Here is a 17,140-nt window from a genome sequence, read left to right on the forward strand (position 1 = left end):
TATAGTTTTGGCAATGAAAATTGTCGCACGTCTGCTGGGCTTCCTCGGCCTCATCTCGATCATTTTGGCCGCGGTTCAAACCGCCACGGAGCCCTTCGCAGATTTCCCTGCCTTTGACACTCCCAGCAAAGCACTCATAGCGGAGTTCTCGTTCTTTACCATCTGGTCCAACATCATTGGCACCATTTATTTACTCCGCGCCGGCCGCGTCCCACGCTGGTTCGCCGTCGACGCCGTCGCCATGCTCACCATCACCGGCATTGTGTACAACACCCTCCTTAGCAAAGAACTCCACGGCTTATGGCAGTTCACCAGCCCCGTTCAACACACCGTCATGCCGATCGCCGTCTTTGCCTTCTGGCTCCTCAACGCTTATCGACGCCCCATCTTTAAGGTCCGCACCATCATCATGGCCCTAGGAATCCCCGTCATATGGTCGATCCTCACCTTTACCCGCGGCGCACAAACCGCCTGGTACCCATACTTCTTTATCGACGTGACCAACCTGGGCCTTGCCACCGCACTGCGCAATGCCATCGGCGTGTACCTCGGCTTCTTTATCCTCTGCAGCATCCTTGCGCTTATCGAACGCATCATCCGACTCATCAAACGTGGCACAAAATATGCGGCAGCCGCAGCAGTGATGAGCTAGCAGATAGAACACAAAGTTCGCGGTCACCACCCGCCAAGAAACGCCGCTTGCTGTGGCACATTTTCTACTCTTACCCTGCACATATTGTGTGCCATACTATTTGTTCATGACGATGTATTGGCATCACACTTCTACGACTCCCGTATCGACGGTGTTGATCACTCACGGATACGCGGAGCATCAGGGTCGCTATTCGGCGCTTGTTCGAAGCCTTCTGAATTACAACTTCGATGTAGTTACGTTTGATTTGCCTGGGCACGGCTACGCACCGGGACCACGGGCGTGTGTGGACGTCGATAAGCTCGTGGATTTTCATGTGGCCTTGCGCCACCGTGCCGAGCAGGATCGTCGCTTAAGAACAGAAACGATGTGTCTTTTTGGGCATTCAATGGGCGGGCTTATTACCGCGCTTTCTGTGTTAGAGGATTCCTCGAATGTTTCCGCCGTTGCGTTGTCAGGGCCGGCGTTTTCACCGTTTCCTAAGACTCCCCGCGTTGTCACGCGAATGCTGCGCTGTAGTGCACGTATAGCGCCACGATTGAAGGTGTTGGCGCTGCCACAAGATGCTATTTCGCGCGCCCCTGAGGTTGTTGCCGCTTATGCCAATGATCCCCGTAATTACACAGGCCGAGTTCCGCTGCTCACTGGTGCGTCGATGGCACTTGCTGGCCAGAAAGCGCTGGCGCAGGCTTCTCAATGGGATCGTTCGGTGCCGTTGCTCGTTATGCACGGCAGCGCTGATCGGTTAGCCGATATTGAGGGCTCTCTTAATTTTGCCGCGAGTGCTGGCGGCACGATGCGCCCTGTAGACGGCGCTTTTCATGAGATTTTTAATGAACCAGAAGCACCACAGCTGCGTGCAGAACTGTGTGAGTGGCTGCACGCCCACTGTGGTGCGTAATCGACGAGGCGTTATTTAGACGATTCGGTCGAGGATGATCTGGCGTTCGGCTGGTTGTTCGTCACCGATCACAATGCCTGGGGTGATAGATTCGAGGGCACGGTCGAACTTGTCTGGGGTTTCGGTGTGCAGGGTGAGCAGTTTTTGTCCCTTGACAACTTTTTGGCCTAGATCGGCGTGGATTTCGATGCCGGCGGTGAGCTGTACCGGGTCTTCTTTGCGTGCGCGTCCGGCACCGAGGCGCCAGCTGCCAACGCCGAGCGCGAGGGCGTCGAGTTCCATGAGGTAGCCGTCGCGGTCGGCGACAACTTCGTGGGTGTGCTCTGCGCGTGCCATTGGGGCTTCTGGGTCGCCGCCTTGTGCGCGGACCATGCGCTTCCACACGTCCATGGCGCGTCCGTCCTTGAGGCGTTCTTCAACGTCTGCGTCGTGGATTCCGGCCATTTCGAGCATGTTGCGTGCCAGTTCGCAGGTGAGCTTGACCACGTCTTCTGGGCCGCCGCCGGCGAGAACCTCGACGGTTTCCTCGATTTCGAGGGAGTTACCGATCTTCTTGCCCAGTGGTGTGGACATGTCGGTGAGCAGCGCACGGGTGTGAACGCCTGCGTCGTTACCGAGGTCGACCATGGTGCGGGCGAGTTCGCGGGCGTGGTCGAGGTCTTTCATAAAGGCACCGCTTCCGACCTTGACGTCCAAGATGAGGGAGTCGGCACCGGCGGCGATTTTCTTGCTCATGATGGAGCTTGCGATCAGTGGGACGCAGTCGACGGTGGAGGTGATGTCACGTAGCGCGTAGATCTTCTTATCTGCGGGTGCAAGTCCGGATCCTGCGGAGGCGATAACAACGCCGGCATCTTTTAGGATGTTCATCATGCGGTCGTTGTTGATGTCTACCTCGAAGCCTGGGATTGCTTCGAGCTTGTCTAGGGTGCCGCCGGTGTGGCCGAGTCCGCGGCCGGAGAGCATAGGCACTGCGAGGCCATAGCTTGCCACGAGTGGGCCGAGCGGCAGGGAGAGTTTGTCGCCCACGCCACCGGTGGAGTGCTTGTCGGTGGTCTTTTTGCCAAGGGCACTGAAGTCCATGGTCTGGCCGGAGTTGATCATGGCTTTGGTCCAGTCGACGATCTCGCGGCGGTTCATGTCGCGGATGAAGATGGCCATGTTGAGTGCTGCCATTTGCTCGTCGCCGATGGCTCCGCGGGTGTAGGCGTCGATCACCCAGTTGATTTGTTCGGTGGTCAGTTCGCCACCATCGCGCTTGGTCCGAATGATGTCCACGGCGTCGAATTGTTCGGCCATGTCAGTGCTCCTTTTGGTTAGGGGGATGCTCCGTTAAACAACAGTCGAAGTGATATGTCGCACATTCAGGTTTGTGCGTTGCACATGTCTCTTGCGATTGCCTTTGTGACTGATTATCATCACCAGAAGAACAATTGTCAACGGTTTAAATATCATTTGTTCCCCCGCTTGGGTTGGGAGAACAAAAAGCCCTTTCCAAGGACATCCTAATGAACACAGATTCTCCTAGCCCCGCAGAACTCATCGCGGCGGCACGCGAGGCGGCGCACCACGCATACGCCCCTTATAGCAACTTTCCCGTAGGCGCAACCGTACTGACCACCGCAGGCGAGATCTTCACCGGCTGCAATGTGGAAAACGCCGCCTACGGCGACACCATCTGTGCCGAACGCAATGCCATTACCACGATGATCGCCGCCACCATGCGTGCCGACGAACGCCACATCGCCGCAGTCGCCGTCGTCGGCCTTAAAGCATCCCCATGCTGGCCATGCGGCTCCTGCCGCCAGGTACTGCGGGAATTCCACTGCGAAACCGTGATCGTCGAAGACGAATCCGGCAACCCTACTTCTCTTCCTTTCGCCGAACTCCTCCCCTATTCTTTCGGCCCTGAAGCTCTCAAGGACGCATAAATCATGGATCGCTTACAAGGCATCATTGGCATTATTGCCATCTTCGCCCTACTTATTAGCCTCTCCAACGCTAAACGCCAGATCAACTGGCGCACCTTGGGCGTTGGCTTTGCCCTCCAAGTCGGCTTTGCCCTCCTCGTTCTTAAATGGGAAACCGGCTTCCACGCGCTCAAGGCCGTTTCTGGCGTTGTGGAAAAGCTGATTAACTTCACCAACGAGGGCACATCCTTCGTCTTCGGCGGCCTGTTTGGCGAGGACTCCGGCTTCGTGTTCGCCCTCAACGTGCTGCCGGTGATTATCTTCCTCGGTGCCATCATCGGTGCCCTTTACTACCTGCGTATTCTGCAGTTCTTCGTGGAGATCATCGGTACCGCACTGAACAAGATCTTGGGCACCTCCAAGGTGGAGTCCGTATGGGCTTCTACCGTGATCTTCCTCGGCCAGTCCGAGGCCCCGCTGGTGATTCGCCCCTGGATCCCACAGCTGACCCGAAGCGAGCTGTTTGCCTGCATGACCGGCGGTTTCGCATCCGTTGCAGGTTCTACGCTGGTTGGTTATTCGCTGTTGGGTGCACCGCTGCCCTACCTGATTGCCGCATCGGTTATGAACGCACCAGCCTCACTGATGGTTGCTAAGGCGCTCATGCCAGAAACTGAAGCATCCAAGGTGGATGCGAATGTGCGCAATACTCGCGACGAGTCCTCCAAGAACGTTATCGACGCCATCGGCGCAGGCGCCATGTCCGGTGGTCGCATTGCCGTCGCCGTTGCTTGCTTGCTCATCGCCTTTATCGCCATGATCGCCATGCTCTCTGCCATCATCGGTGGCGTGGGCTCGTGGTTCGGCCAAGACAACTGGTCGCTGGAAGGCCTGTTCGGCGTGATCTTCTCCCCACTTGCCTGGGCGATCGGTGTTCCTTGGGAAGAAGCAGGCCTTGTGGGTAACTTCATCGGCCAAAAGACCATCCTCAACGAATTCGTCGGCTACACGGCCTTCTCTGAGCACGTGGATACCCTCAGCGATAAGTCCATCATGCTGGCATCCTTCGCATTGGCTGGCTTTGCTAACCTCTCCTCCATTGCTATCCAGATCGGCTCCTTCGGCGCACTGTGCCCAGAGCGTCGTTCTGAGGTTGCATCCCTAGGTATGAAGGCACTGTTCGCAGGCTTTTGCACCAACATGCTCAACGCTGCCATCGTCGGTGTTGTAGCTTTCTAAAAACATAGTTAAAGGGCGGTTCTCCTTGATCTCAAGGAGAACCGCCCTTTAGTGTTTTCTAGCGGGCTCTTCCGGTTTTAGAGTGCATTGATTAGCTCGCCGAGGGTTCAGGCGTGGCACAAGATACTAGGGTCCTTAGCTTTACAGGAATAAAGGTATCTAAACCAACCACCCCAAAACCAAGCACCTACCGTGCAGCCCAACGGAAATGTCATCGTTATTGAAGCCGAGCCCGTCGAGTCCATCAATGAATGCCCCACGTGCGGGCAGCCTAGAGTATTGCGCGACCACATCATCCGCCCCGCCCAGCTTCTTGACGTTACCCCAGAAAGAAACACTAACACGTTTGCGAACATGACTAAATAATCACAGCGAAGTTCCATAATCAGATCACCATCACCAACATGAACGGCTTCCAAGGCTATACCACCGCCACCGGCGACGTCATTTTCAACGCTACCCAAGTCATAGACCCCGTTCCACGTTGTACACCTAGCCGGTGACAAGCCCCGCGGGCGGCTTGAAAAACTGTTTGACTTCAACGACGACTACGCGCCATTACAACAGACCTGGAACTACTACCAACAAGCAAGCAGCCAAGAAAGCCATGAGCACACTCATTGACACGCTTGCTGGTATGAAAGACGCTAGGGTCGCTGAGATCGCGCAGCTGGGCAGGACCATGAACAAGCGGCGCAAGAACATCCTCGCCTACATCCGACACACAATCAATGCACTCTAAAACCGGAAGAGCCACTAAACGGGGGTATTTCGAAGCATTTTTCTCAGAGCTTCACACCAAATCGCTTCCAAACCGGCCGTTTGAGCAGATTTGGTGTGAAGTGCCGTCTTTTCGGGGGTGAGCGGGGGTAGCGCGCCCACCAACGCCCACCAACACCAGCCAATCCCAGCCAAGCCATGGTTGTGAAAAACGTCCCGCTCCACACAGAGCCACGCCCGAACCCCGGCGAACTAATCAATACACTCGAAAACCGGAAGAGCCCCTTTAGTGCCTTTTAGCGCTCAGGCTTCACGATTGGGAACAGTACCGTCTCGCGGATGCCAAGACCGGTCAGGGCCATCAGGAGGCGGTCAATGCCCATACCGCAGCCTGCCGTTGGTGGCATGCCCTGTTCCATAGCTGCGAGGAAGTCCTCATCCAAGACCATGGCCTCATCGTCGCCACCGGCGGCAAGACGAGCCTGATCTTCGAATCGCTCGCGCTGGATGACGGGGTCGACAAGCTCGGAGTAGCCGGTTGCTAGCTCGAAACCGCGCACGTAGAGGTCCCACTTCTCGGTAACACCTGGTTTGGAGCGGTGCTGGCGAGTCAGCGGCGAGGTTTCTACTGGGAAGTCACGCACAAAGATTGGGCCGTAGAGCTGGTCTTCGCACAGGTGCTCCCAGATCTCTTCGACCAGCTTGCCGTGGCCCCAACCGCCCTTGGCTGGAACGTCCAAGCCGATAACGGCAGCAATTGCTTTGAGTTCGTCCACGGTGGAGTCGATGGTGACCTCTGGCTGGCCTGGGAACTTGCGTGCCAACGCCTCGTTGAGCGATGGGTACATCTCGATGGTCTTCCATTCGCCGCCGAGGTCGTACTCGGTGCCGTCGACAAGCGTGACGGTGGTGGAGCCAAAGACTTCCATTGCGACGGACTGGATGAGCTCTTGGATCATCTTTGCGCCGTCATCGTAGGTACCCCATGCCTGGTAGGTTTCCAGCATGGCGAACTCTGGGGAGTGCGAGGAGTCCACGCCCTCGTTGCGGAAGTTGCGGTTAACCTCGAAGACACGCTCGATACCACCAACCACGCAGCGCTTGAGGTAAAGCTCTGGCGCGATACGCAGGTAGAGGTCGATATCAAGGGCGTTGGAGTGCGTAATAAACGGGCGTGCCGCTGCGCCACCATGCAGGGTCTGCAGCATGGGGGTTTCAACCTCCATGAAGTCCTGGCCCTCCAAGTAGTGACGCAAAGCGCGCATGACCTTAATACGAGTCATGGCATTGGTACGAGCCTGCTCACGCATAATCAAGTCGGTGTAACGGTGGCGGATACGCATGTCCTCGCTCATGTCAGCGAAGGCCACAGGCAGTGGGCGTAGCGATTTCGACGCCATGTGCCACGAGTTGACCATCACAGAAAGCTCGCCACGCTTGGAGGCGACAACGGTGCCGCGGATAGAGACGATGTCGCCTAGGTCAACATCGGCCTTCCACGAAGCAAGTGACTCCTCGCCAACCTCAGCCAAAGACAACATGGCCTGCATATATTCGCCGTTGCCCTCTTGAAGAGCAGCGAAGCACAGCTTGCCGGTGTTGCGGATAAACAGGGCGCGGCCGGTGATGGCAACCTCTACGCCGGAATCCTCGCCTGGTTCGAGGTAGGTAACGCCTGGCTTGTCGCCCTTTTCACCCTCTGGCACAGCTGCAAACTTCTCGCGCAGCTCGGTGATCGAGTGGGTGCGGTCAACGATAACTGGATACGGCTCCACGCCGGCGTCGATAAGCTTCTGGCGCTTCTCGCGACGAATGCGGAGCTGCTCAGGTACGTCTTGGGTGTTTTTAGCGTTACTCACGCTACATCAGGGTAGTGCACTTCCTGGCCACCCACCAATAGTCCCCACATCTTGCACACCTTTCCCCCACACGAATATCCCTCTCACCGTGCAGACTGTCTTTCTGTGGACAACTCTGCTTCTAGTCGCAAGCTATCCACAGAAGCTCTCCGAATAGACTGCGGGCTCTTGATGTTGTGAACCTTTTATGCTGCGGGACGAATCGCCCGCTAGCGCACTCAAGCTCCTCCGCCCATCACCAGCAGTTTCTGATAAATATCTATCTTTTTAATAACCTTTCCGATCCTAAGCCATATTTTGCGGTAAACTTTTGCCAATAAATTTTTGATTCTTCTTCGGATCATCCCCGAGCCACCACCCCGCTTATCGGCACGCTCGTTCCCGTCGAAAAGCCCTTTGTGCTCTAGAAATCCGACGATGAGTTGAAGGTTTGTGCGAGATTGCTCCCCAAAGGAATGGTGATCGTATGACCCGTATCGTACAGAATTCCCGACGTCCCGCCGGCTTGCCAGAGACTGAGAATTCCACAGCAGCTCAGGGATGGAAACCGTTCCTGCACAGTAATGTGATGTTCTCGGAGACACCCACGGGCGTAGAGTTTCACGATGACTTTCGTCGATTTTCTATCGACGGCCCCGGCGCATACAAAGCTTTCCGTGCCGCAACACCCCTTTTTGAAGGCAACGTACTCTTCGCAGATGCTCTCCAACACCTGGGCCCTGCCGGTGCTCAGACCATCAAGCTATTCGAATCCGAGTTATACCGGCATGGGATGCTCACACGGCTGACCCCGGAAAACCCTTCTGTTGCCGCATACCAGTGGGGCGGCCCCTTGGACGGGATCTTGAGGCTCCTCGCAAACTACACGCCCACTCCCATTGCTGTTCTAGAAAAGATTAGCCGCACGCCTTTTACTATCTGCTGCAACCACCCGGAAAGCGCTCATCTAATCAAAGCAAGTTTGGAAGAAAACGGCTGTGCAACAGTGCGTTGTGCAGCGCTTTCTCCGGATACGTCGCACCTCCGCCCCCTGCTCTCTCTGAGCTGGCGCGAACTCAGCGACGCCGCCACCATCACCGTCCACAGAATTGGCAATGGATTGGTCATCGCATCAGATGTCGCGGCCGAGGCAGTGGCTGCGACGCATGTGTTGGAGTCTTTATCCAATGAGACAGAAACCGCTGAGGTTCCAGAAGCTCTCATCCGCATGGCTGGAATCGTCGCGTCCTTTGAGGCTTTCAAGATTGTCTCTGGTGTCATGCCAGCAACGCTCACGCAAGCGCTAGTTCGCATCGACCTTTCCACCGGTGAGGTGACCCAACACCAGCTAGGACAGCAGCAGCACGATAATGGCGATTCTCCCCTGTTTTCTCTGGTTGATCCGCTTCTGGGCTTCACGCCGCGCTTCCTTGACGACGATATAACTCAGATGCCCTTGCGGCTATCGCAAGTGCCCGTGACCAGCCCCGATCAACGGCGTTGGGTTGTCACCGGTTGGGCGCTAGACACTCTGGAGGCTGCACGTGAACGCGCAGTTGAGAAAGCCACTACCCGCGTCCTTCTCTCCCAACAGTCAGCACGGACTATACTGGACGCCCCTTTAATGCAGCCCACTGGGCTTCCCACACCGGCTGCCGTGGGAAGTTCCCAGGAAGAAGCCATGGAACGCGCTCTCCCGCGTGCAGCCGCTTATTGGTCTTTTCACTCTGCAACGCAGGGCATCTCGGAGGTTGTTCCGTTTCATGCAGGCTCTGAGCCCACATCTTGCGTACGAGATGCTCAGGAACTCTATGGCGCAGCCACGTCTACGTTCTTAGAGCTCACGCCTCTGTGGGGCCATTCAGTAGTCGTTGTTCAATGTGACAATCCGATTCTTAGCGTCGTGGCGGCAGGAGACACGGCAGAACAAGCCGCGGTATCAGCCGCCTACGGCCACCTCGCGCTTGCACAACTGCATGCGGACAAGCACTGTCCGCCGCACGACAGCTGGTCGCATGCACTTCCGGCGTTAGACTTAAGAGAATCCAGCATGCGCTGCCTTGCAGAGGAACCGGTGACTGAGCTTTTAACAGATCCCCGTCTCTCTGCCGCCGGGCTCACTGCCGTGGCGTTGCGCCCACGCACGTGGATACCTGCTTCCCCGCCTACCGTCGACTCGGCCGTTCATCGGCCTCTTGTCTCATGACTACGCGCGTCGCCTACCTGTACTGCCCGGCGCGCAGTTTCCCAGCGCACGCCCTGCCTCCGCGTCATGAGCAGTGGATAGCAGTCCCCTCCAAGGTGTGCAGGGTCTGCCTTAACGCATGGGTGGATCGCACGGAAGAGGCTGCGGACTGGGTTAAGGCTGCTAGAGTACCCGGCTTCATCAGACGTTGGCTGTCTGAGCGTGTGCACTACGTCGAGCGCCCCTTGGGAGGTTGGAGGCTAGCAGCTACTGATGCGCAGTGCCTCTCCAGTTCTACGGTATTTATTCCGCCAAGCCCGTGCTGTACTGAGCACCACGATTGTGCTGCTAACGCAGAGGTTTCCGATCTCACAGGGCCTGTGTTAGCACCGTGTGGGACGGGGCCGATCACGGAGATTCGCCGTCCTGGAATGGTGGTTTCCCGTGGAACCATGCCTACAGTGGGGTCTCGACCAGCATTCCATTGGAGTGGTCAGGCGCCGACCATTGCTGAGAGCCGAAAGCTGGCTCTTTGTGAGGCCGTCGAGCGCGCATCCGCATGTGGGAATGAGGGAGCGGGAGGCGTCGATACGCATATTCCCCACGTCCCTGCCACTGATTTTGGGGTGGACAACGAACGGTGGAACCGTTCTTACGATCACTGCCGCAATTGGACACGCGCTATTCGCCTGGGAGATGAAACCGCATGGGCAGTCCCCACGGATATGGCGTTTTTCTGGTCTGACGCACAAGCTCGTTTTTGCTTCGATTCCTCCAGCGGCGCCGCGGTGGGGCGCACATGGGAGGACGCGGTGATGTCTGGGTTAGTAGAGGTCATTGAACGTGACGCTGTCCTGTCCGTATGGCATGGTTCTATGACCGTCCCAGAGATCAATGTTGACTCGATCAATGATCGCACTTACCAGGCAATGCTGCGGCACCTTCGCAGGCAAGGGCTGGTTATCCGCGCGTTTTACTGCCCGCTGAGTGTAGGAGTTCCTGCTGTTATTGCGGTATGCATGGATACTGAGCGCACTTTCCTCTGTGTTGGGGCAGCTGCCGCACCCGATCCCTATGTCGCAGTACGCAAAGCTCTACGGGAGGTCATGGCGGATTATCCGCAGTCGCGTTTGCTTGCTAGTACACGGTTATCAGACGCTGCCGCAGTGCGTGCGGACGGTTCCGGGGCAGCTCATCGCCTCAGCGTTGCCGCTTCCGAGCTTATCGACGCCGCCGCTTTCCTCCTCCTGCCCCGTAAAGAGCTGCTCCGTGTCTCCGACATCCCGGGGTGTCCTCGCTTGTCTCTCGTTGAGCTAGTCGAGCGTCTCAAAGCACATGGCTTTTACGGCTATGTTGTCGACTTCACCCAGAGTTATCACCAAATGGTGGGGCTTTCAGCTGTCAAGGTTATTGTCCCTGGTCTCTTGCCGCTGGAATATATCGGACAGCTGACTAGGGCATTGCATATGCCTAGGTTGAGGCAACAGATGACATGTTTTCGCGCTTTGGGCCTAGCCCCTCCCAGCTCACCTCCCCGTCTCAATCTTGTTCCGCACCCGCTTCCTTAATGTTCCTCATGTTTCGCTGAAAGGTGGTGAGTCCTATGGATCGCCATACTGCAGATTTTTGGGCCACAACGGATAACGCTGCGACCGAATACACGCAGCTCATTCTGGAGCGCAAAGAACATGGCATGGTCTTCCCTGTTCAAGGCCCCTTTTGGAACCATCAACCCTATCCCGCAAAAATTGTTCCAGACGCCCCTCGTTTCCAGCTTCATACACACGCCATGTCCCCCACGGACATCGCTATTGCGCAAGCGCTGGAGGATTCTCTGATCAGAACTCATCTGCGCGCAGAAGTCGACTGCAACTCGCCGACAAGGACCCGATCTGAGGCGCAATCTTTTCAGTGGTCTCGGAATACAGCCTCAGGCGGAGGCTTATACCCAGTGAACGTCTACAGATACAGCCCCGGAGATAGCCACCTGCCCGCTGGCCTGTACTTATTCAACCCCATAACCTGCCAATGGCAGCAGTTGAGGGCTGATTCCCCACGAGGCGAACACTCGCGTTCTGCCGGTGAGACCCTGCTGGTTACCGTGGAGTTTTGGCGTTCAGCGTTTAAGTACGGTGACTTTGCGTATCAAGCGACCTCCGTGGATGTGGGGATCGTTGTCGCGGCGTTAGTCTCCCAACTGGATGCAGCTGTTGGGCCGGTGGCGATCGACTGGTCACCCGACGAGCTTGCTCTCTCCGAATTCCTTGGTAGTGATCCCCTCGACGAGGCCATATATTGCACGATCACGCTGCCTAACGGCTCCCCTTCAGACACTGTTACCGCTGGCGTGCCATCAGCCGTTCTCCAGACTGCTGCTCGACTCGCGCACTCGGGAACGATGCCCGTACGTTTTCCTACCACTGTGGCTTTGCAAAAACAGCGGCTCCGAGAAATGCAGAGTATGCGTGCGCCTTTTTCTACGGAAAGAATCGCCGCCCCGCCACCAGCAATAATCAAGCGAGGGTCCAGCTCTTTTGGGCGCTATTCCGGAGCTCCAATCGACGTGGGTGTGCTTACTCGCATGGTGCAACGCGGGCGTGCCACGGCCGCTTCACTCCTGGGAACCCCTCCTGAAACTGATTATTTCTTGGGTATCCAAGCAGCCGCGCTGTGTGTCAACGTCACGGGCTTAGCACATTCTCTTATAGCGGATAGTGAGACATATTCTGAGTCTGCTCCTGCGCGCCCGTGTCCACAGCTTCCCGAGTTATTGCGCAACACCTATCTCCTGAAAAACTACGACCCCCTGCGCAGCTCAGCCGTCTTAGTGCTGTGCGCAGATTTGCAGCGGGTAACCACTACTTACGGCGCCTCTGGTTATCGGTGGGCATGTGCTGAGGTCGGGGCCTTTTGTCACGCTGTCTATACTGTAGCGGCACAGGAACGGGTCTCTGTGGGCGCTGTGTTGGGGTTTGATGCTCAGTACCAGCGCGACTACCTCGGTTTAGCAGATAACCTCGTCCCGATCCTCAACATTCTTGTGGGTGTGGATCGGCCTCATGCACGGTGGAGGAACTCGTTACTATGACAACTACTTCATGGAAACTTCTTAATGAAGCCCTGGTTCGCAGCTGCAGTGTGCCGTATGAGGCGTTACGCCAGCTTTGCGACGCCCCCACCGACGCACTACTTACTGCCGATCTGGACCAGCGACTCCGCGTAAACGCGGCCCTTGATGCTCTTGATTCTGCGGCCCATCAGGACGTCGCGGGGTGCACAAACACAGTGTTGCGTCGGGCTCTACTCGATCTCAAGCGAGCTGCACATCATCATGACGTGCGCAAAGTTCGTGCCCTGCTGGCTAAAGCTACATCCGCTGGTGTGCGGTTGCCTGCTGGCGTAACGGCTGCCGCAGATACGGTGATCACTGCCGCCGAAAACGTGCTGTCCTCAGAGCAGCTGCACAAGGTACTCATGAGTTCCAAGAAAAGAGAGCGCGAGTGCCTCGGGAAGATCGCCCGTGACTGGGGAGTCGATTCAGCAGTGCTGGCTGCATCAGTCCCAGCGGCAATAGCCATCCGGAAACTGAGCACAGATTGTGAGCTGTCTGCCAAGCAGCTAGCTCGTACCCACCGCACCGCGCTGGGGTACGTGATCCGCAGCGCCACCCGGTCAGTACCGTTTTCCGCCCTGTGCGCAATCGCGCCGTCTCAGTTGTCCCGCGCCAGCCTACACTCGGATGAGACTCTTGCCCCAACATCTGTGCACACTATTGCGCGTTGGAACGTCTACGCCATGGCTCAGATTTTCTCTGCTATGAAGAAGGACTTTGGTTTTATTGCCACACTTCCGGTTCTGGTTAATCCTGACGCGTTATCAGAGCATGGTCACTGCGTACTGCCTCGGTGTTCTGTCGAATATCTAGGGCACGTCGGCGACCGGGACTTGGCCGTTTACCGGGAGGAACGCCGAGTGGTGGATTCCAATGGACTATTTGGAAAGGTCATGGCCTTAGCCACAAGTGCTCCCCAAAACCACGAATACACGTGTGAGCAGCTGGCCGCAGAGCTCTCGGCGCGTACAGGTTTAAGCAAGGCACAAACAAAGTGCATTGTTCTCGATGCCATCCGAATTTCGGTCTTAGTTGTTCCCACTCTCGATTTATCCCCGTCCACAGCGGTATCTGAACAGCCGATAGTTACGCACTTGGCACGTGGGTCGGACAAGGCCGTATCTGCTGCGCGTCTCATTTCCCGCATCACGGAGGAATGCAACGCGGTGGCGTCGATAAGCGACTTTGACCGCAGGCACACTCAGATCCTAGATCTCGCGCACCACCTAGATAGCCTCTGGCGGCTCGTCGATCCCAGCATGCCGGCGTTCCATACCCATGTGTATGAGGATGGGGTCGGGAAAGAATCGACGGTTCCCTCCTCCATCGTGGACTCGTGCACAGCCCTTGACTGGGAAGCTCTCGCAGACCTAGTCGATCTGCTTGATGTGCGGCAGGCAGAACGCGCGTTGTTTGAGGAGTTTGTGTCCGCAAAATTCCCCCGTGGGGAAATCTGCCACGATGTTCCGGCGGTGGTCAATAGTTTTGTCTCCGAGGTCCTCACGCCGCTGCGGCAGGTTGATATTGAGGCAGTTGATGAAAATGACCTGAAGTCCACTGCATCGTTGCCACTGGGTAAGGCATGGGAATGGATTCGGGCGCGGCGCCGCTTCCTAGCACACGTAACCGAGTTAAGAAACAACGCCGCTGGTCCCGTGGATATACGGAATCTCCTCACCAACTATCGTCCACTTGTGCAGTCTCGCAGGTATCCGCTTCGATCTTTAAACGCATACGTTCAGCAAGGCGACGAGGCCAAAGTCGTGATTAACCGGACGCTCGGCGGCCCAGGCTTCCCGTGGTCTCGGTTCGCGCATGCGATGCCGGATTCCGCAGCACGCGCATGGTCCGAATTATCGGATTACGCGTCTGACGCTGGGGTGACGCTTGTCGAGTTGACAGCCGGAAAAGTGGTCTCCAACCTCAACGCACATCCGGCCACCTACCCAACCACTCTCCTCATCCCAGGGCATCCTCGAGAAACCACACGGTCGTCTGATATTCGACTCGCAGACACGCAGTTGGCCTACTGCGCATCCAGCGGACGCTTGCAGCTTTTCGACGCCCACGGCACCGAGCTCCTCCCCGCATACATGGGATACATCACTGACCGGGGACTGCCATTATCTACGCAAGTCCTCATGCTCCTAGCGCCACCCATGCATTGTTCCTTGGACTTTTTCCCGCGCACGAGTTCAGAGATAGTGCATCAGGCTCGTCTACTCCTAGGAGATGTTGTTCTTGCGCGAGAAAGCTGGATTTTTCCCACCTCAAGCACCTCTATGGATATTCCGTGTCTCCTAGAAGAGGCACTGGTGTGGTGGCGCAGCATTGCCCGACATCACGACCTACCCGAGTGCGGAGTTCTGCGAACATTCGATGCCCACGGCGTTGTGGGTAAAGGACAGTTTTATAACTCCCAAATCATGGGAACGATCACCAACCTCATACGCGCATTGCGCAACGCTCACTACGGGTTTGTGATTGAGGAATTCTTTCCCCACGTCGGCGCGTCCGGTGTAGCACAGGAATACATAGTAACAGGAATGCGCTCTTTGAAGGAGGGTATCTAATGCGTACAACCGACCCCTGGCTCGCTTTTCATATTTTTTATGGAGAAGACCCTTCTCTCTTGCTCCGCGACTGCCTGCTGCCTTTTGCTCATACATGCGTTGCAGAAGGACTGGTAAAACGATTTTTCCATATGAATTACTGGTTGGAGGGCGCACACGTCCGCTTAAGGCTAGAGCTTTGCAATCCGGCAGATCGCGAGCGCGTCGTATGCGCAGCGCATCAGGCTATCCAACCGTGGATTGACTCCCATCCTTCCAGCGCTCCCCAGCTGTCCCTGTGCAATCCCGAAGGTTATCGGCGCCTCTTTGAACACGAGTACCCCATGTCCAGGTTCTCCGACTATATCGATCAGGATGGTCTGCCCCGTCTACAGCCAGATAACTGCATCCGAGAACGCTACTACGAGCGTGAATATGACCGCTACGGCGGACAGATAGGGATGTCGCTTAGCCAAGATGTTTTTCAAACCTCGACGTTGTTCGTCGAGAAGCTTTTACACTCTGGCGTTTTAGAAGCACGTACCTCACGACTAGCCGCAGCTGCGCTAGGAATGATCTGCACCGCGCATACAGTTTTGGATTCCGACGCAGCCATAGGACGCTTTTGGGAAAGCTATCACGCAGGTTGGACCTCGTCTTTTTCCATGCCCACCAGCTACACCTCGCCCACGGCACAGCACAAAATCGCCACCGAGGCTCAGGCGCTCTCACGTGCAGCCACGCCATTTCGTGCGGCCTTGCGCCACGCCCCAGACGGTTCAAATCTTCCCGAACCCTATGCCACTTTTACTCAACGCATGACCTCTCTCATGCGCAAACTCCACGATGCATATGATTCCCGAGAGCTCGATTTTGGTGATTCTGCCGCAGAGGCCGGCCACACGTGGAAAGAAAATTCCATTTTTCTTCTGCGCTCCTATGTCCATATGACCAACAACAGAATGTCCGTCAATATCTCGGATGAGGCCTATTTAGCTTATTTACTGCACGCGTTATATCAGGAGTCATTATGACCAGCATTCATGATCTTCGGTTTGCTCCCGGCGCGGCATTGGGTCCTATTATCCACAGTCCTGAACGAAGTTTCGCAGTAGCGCGTAATCCACAGGGTGAGCTCAGCGAGCTAGGCCCACAGGCCTGGATGCTGCTGGATCTCTTCCGGCAACGCGATAATGGGGATAGCGTCGACATGAGAATGCTTGCCATTCCGCAAGTTGCTCAAGCCGTACGTGCAATGGAACACCGGGGACTGCTTACTGCGGCCCCAGATACCGGCGCGTCTTCCCATCCCATAGGTATATTGGGGCGACCCCGTGGAGTGTGGTTCGTTTCTTTTGTCACCTTAGTCATGGCACTTGCGGCGGCATCGACGGCCCTGCTCCTGTCTGCGGGCTCCGCTTTTACCCAAACGCATAGCGCGCCTGACCTCACCGGTTTTTTCACGATTCTCGCCGGCATCATCATCACTATCATCGCCCACGAATGCGCTCACGGCATCGCATTTTTCCTGCTAACAGGAATCAAACCGACAGCTTTTTCCGTTGCTTCTTTTCCCCGCCGGTTCCTCAGCCTGCAGCTACCTGGAATATTAGCGGTGTCCTCCCGCGCCGGGAGAGTCGCAGTGCTTGCGGTCGGGCCCGCGACCACGCTGATCTTTACGGGCCTTGCTGTGGTCCTCTACCACGAGGGGGTGCTTCCCGACGGCGCCGCATGGCTACCCAGAATCTTATTTATAACGTTTATCGGTTCGCTTATTCCCGTACCTAATTCAGATGGAACAAAGATTTTGGAGGCGATATCCAGAATCAATAATTTACCAAAGTTTGCATGGTATTTTGCCCGGAAAAAACAACTGCGTTCAGAGATATTTCAACAGCAAATTGTTACCATAATTGTTATTTACATTTCACTTTATTTGGGTAACATAATGTTATGGGCAATCATAGTGCTATTCTTTATAGTTCTCCCTGGTAGTCCATATCAGTAGTCCAACCGCACAACATCCCATGA

General features: G+C 56.2%; 15 protein-coding genes. 12 read left to right on the plus strand and 3 right to left on the minus strand.

Going from position 1 to position 17,140, the window contains the following annotated elements; translation table 11 throughout:
* Positions 1–13: 13 nt before the first annotated feature.
* Both AT687_RS09570 and AT687_RS09575 read left to right on the plus strand, forming a co-directional pair.
* Positions 14–652: a Pr6Pr family membrane protein gene (locus AT687_RS09570; protein WP_014319326.1), complete on the plus strand. Its 639-nt coding sequence runs from the start codon at positions 14–16 to the stop codon at positions 650–652.
* A 106-nt stretch (positions 653–758) separates the two neighbouring features.
* Complete coding sequence (locus tag AT687_RS09575) at positions 759–1,553, plus strand: alpha/beta hydrolase (protein ID WP_014319327.1); 795 nt, start codon at positions 759–761, stop codon at positions 1,551–1,553.
* Between the two features lie 15 nt (positions 1,554–1,568).
* On the opposite strand, the gene AT687_RS09580 is transcribed toward AT687_RS09575, so the two are convergent.
* Positions 1,569–2,852: a thymidine phosphorylase gene (locus AT687_RS09580; protein WP_014319328.1), complete on the minus strand. Its 1,284-nt coding sequence runs from the start codon at positions 2,850–2,852 to the stop codon at positions 1,569–1,571.
* A 209-nt stretch (positions 2,853–3,061) separates the two neighbouring features.
* On the opposite strand from AT687_RS09580, the gene AT687_RS09585 reads away from it, so the two are divergent.
* The 4 genes from AT687_RS09585 (at position 3,062) to AT687_RS13160 (ending at position 5,444) form a co-directional block, all read left to right on the plus strand.
* Positions 3,062–3,484 (plus strand): cytidine deaminase, encoded by a 423-nt coding sequence (locus AT687_RS09585; RefSeq protein WP_014319329.1) that lies wholly within the window; start codon positions 3,062–3,064, stop codon positions 3,482–3,484.
* A gap of 3 nt (positions 3,485–3,487) precedes the next feature.
* A complete protein-coding gene (locus AT687_RS09590; RefSeq protein WP_003852884.1) occupies positions 3,488–4,702 on the plus strand; it encodes a NupC/NupG family nucleoside CNT transporter in 1,215 nt (404 codons plus the stop codon).
* A 192-nt stretch (positions 4,703–4,894) separates the two neighbouring features.
* Complete coding sequence (locus AT687_RS12660; protein ID WP_162139730.1) at positions 4,895–5,068, plus strand: hypothetical protein; 174 nt, start codon at positions 4,895–4,897, stop codon at positions 5,066–5,068.
* Between the two features lie 241 nt (positions 5,069–5,309).
* Complete coding sequence (locus AT687_RS13160) at positions 5,310–5,444, plus strand: hypothetical protein (protein WP_021335192.1); 135 nt, start codon at positions 5,310–5,312, stop codon at positions 5,442–5,444.
* 14 nt (positions 5,445–5,458) lie between these two features.
* Here AT687_RS13160 and AT687_RS13410 read toward each other — a convergent pair whose 3' ends face one another.
* Both AT687_RS13410 and lysS read right to left on the minus strand, forming a co-directional pair.
* Entirely contained in the window at positions 5,459–5,647 is a 189-nt protein-coding gene (locus AT687_RS13410) for a hypothetical protein (protein WP_014319331.1), read from the minus strand.
* Positions 5,648–5,718: 71 nt separating this feature from the next.
* Positions 5,719–7,281, minus strand: coding sequence for a lysine--tRNA ligase (gene lysS, locus AT687_RS09600; RefSeq protein ID WP_014310809.1), 1,563 nt, complete (start codon positions 7,279–7,281; stop codon positions 5,719–5,721).
* A gap of 466 nt (positions 7,282–7,747) precedes the next feature.
* Between lysS and AT687_RS09605 the strand changes: the two genes are divergently transcribed.
* The 6 genes from AT687_RS09605 to AT687_RS09630 are packed head-to-tail and all read left to right on the plus strand — an operon-like array spanning position 7,748 to position 17,117.
* The gene (locus AT687_RS09605) at positions 7,748–9,466 is read left to right on the plus strand and encodes a hypothetical protein (RefSeq protein ID WP_014319332.1); all 1,719 of its coding nucleotides are present in this window, start codon (positions 7,748–7,750) and stop codon (positions 9,464–9,466) included.
* A complete protein-coding gene (locus AT687_RS09610) occupies positions 9,463–11,013 on the plus strand; it encodes a YcaO-like family protein (protein WP_014319333.1) in 1,551 nt (516 codons plus the stop codon). The genes AT687_RS09605 and AT687_RS09610 overlap by 4 nt, the downstream gene beginning before the upstream one ends.
* A gap of 35 nt (positions 11,014–11,048) precedes the next feature.
* Complete coding sequence (locus AT687_RS09615; RefSeq protein WP_014319334.1) at positions 11,049–12,533, plus strand: nitroreductase family protein; 1,485 nt, start codon at positions 11,049–11,051, stop codon at positions 12,531–12,533.
* On the plus strand, positions 12,530–15,130 hold the full coding sequence (locus tag AT687_RS09620; RefSeq protein WP_014319335.1) for a lantibiotic dehydratase: 2,601 nt from the start codon (positions 12,530–12,532) through the stop codon (positions 15,128–15,130). Before AT687_RS09615 ends, AT687_RS09620 begins: the two co-directional genes overlap by 4 nt.
* Positions 15,130–16,143, plus strand: a complete 1,014-nt coding sequence (locus AT687_RS09625; RefSeq protein ID WP_014319336.1) for a lantibiotic dehydratase C-terminal domain-containing protein — start codon at positions 15,130–15,132, stop codon at positions 16,141–16,143. The genes AT687_RS09620 and AT687_RS09625 overlap by 1 nt, the downstream gene beginning before the upstream one ends.
* The gene (locus AT687_RS09630; protein WP_014319337.1) at positions 16,140–17,117 is read left to right on the plus strand and encodes a hypothetical protein; all 978 of its coding nucleotides are present in this window, start codon (positions 16,140–16,142) and stop codon (positions 17,115–17,117) included. Before AT687_RS09625 ends, AT687_RS09630 begins: the two co-directional genes overlap by 4 nt.
* Positions 17,118–17,140 lie beyond the last annotated feature (23 nt).

The organism is Corynebacterium diphtheriae (assembly GCF_001457455.1).
Classification (GTDB): domain Bacteria; phylum Actinomycetota; class Actinomycetes; order Mycobacteriales; family Mycobacteriaceae; genus Corynebacterium; species Corynebacterium diphtheriae.

What these genes read in the sequence shown, in the direction of transcription:
- AT687_RS09570 (WP_014319326.1), top strand. Translation starts at nt 14, where the DNA reads ATGAAAATTGTCGCACGTCTGCTGGGCTTCCTCGGCCTCATCTCGATC.
- AT687_RS09575 (WP_014319327.1), top strand. Translation starts at nt 759, where the DNA reads ATGACGATGTATTGGCATCACACTTCTACGACTCCCGTATCGACGGTG.
- AT687_RS09580 (WP_014319328.1), bottom strand. Translation starts at nt 2,852, where the DNA reads ATGGCCGAACAATTCGACGCCGTGGACATCATTCGGACCAAGCGCGAT.
- AT687_RS09585 (WP_014319329.1), top strand. Translation starts at nt 3,062, where the DNA reads ATGAACACAGATTCTCCTAGCCCCGCAGAACTCATCGCGGCGGCACGC.
- AT687_RS09590 (WP_003852884.1), top strand. Translation starts at nt 3,488, where the DNA reads ATGGATCGCTTACAAGGCATCATTGGCATTATTGCCATCTTCGCCCTA.
- AT687_RS13160 (WP_021335192.1), top strand. Translation starts at nt 5,310, where the DNA reads ATGAGCACACTCATTGACACGCTTGCTGGTATGAAAGACGCTAGGGTC.
- AT687_RS09605 (WP_014319332.1), top strand. Translation starts at nt 7,748, where the DNA reads ATGACCCGTATCGTACAGAATTCCCGACGTCCCGCCGGCTTGCCAGAG.
- AT687_RS09610 (WP_014319333.1), top strand. Translation starts at nt 9,463, where the DNA reads ATGACTACGCGCGTCGCCTACCTGTACTGCCCGGCGCGCAGTTTCCCA.
- AT687_RS09615 (WP_014319334.1), top strand. Translation starts at nt 11,049, where the DNA reads ATGGATCGCCATACTGCAGATTTTTGGGCCACAACGGATAACGCTGCG.
- AT687_RS09620 (WP_014319335.1), top strand. Translation starts at nt 12,530, where the DNA reads ATGACAACTACTTCATGGAAACTTCTTAATGAAGCCCTGGTTCGCAGC.
- AT687_RS09625 (WP_014319336.1), top strand. Translation starts at nt 15,130, where the DNA reads ATGCGTACAACCGACCCCTGGCTCGCTTTTCATATTTTTTATGGAGAA.
- AT687_RS09630 (WP_014319337.1), top strand. Translation starts at nt 16,140, where the DNA reads ATGACCAGCATTCATGATCTTCGGTTTGCTCCCGGCGCGGCATTGGGT.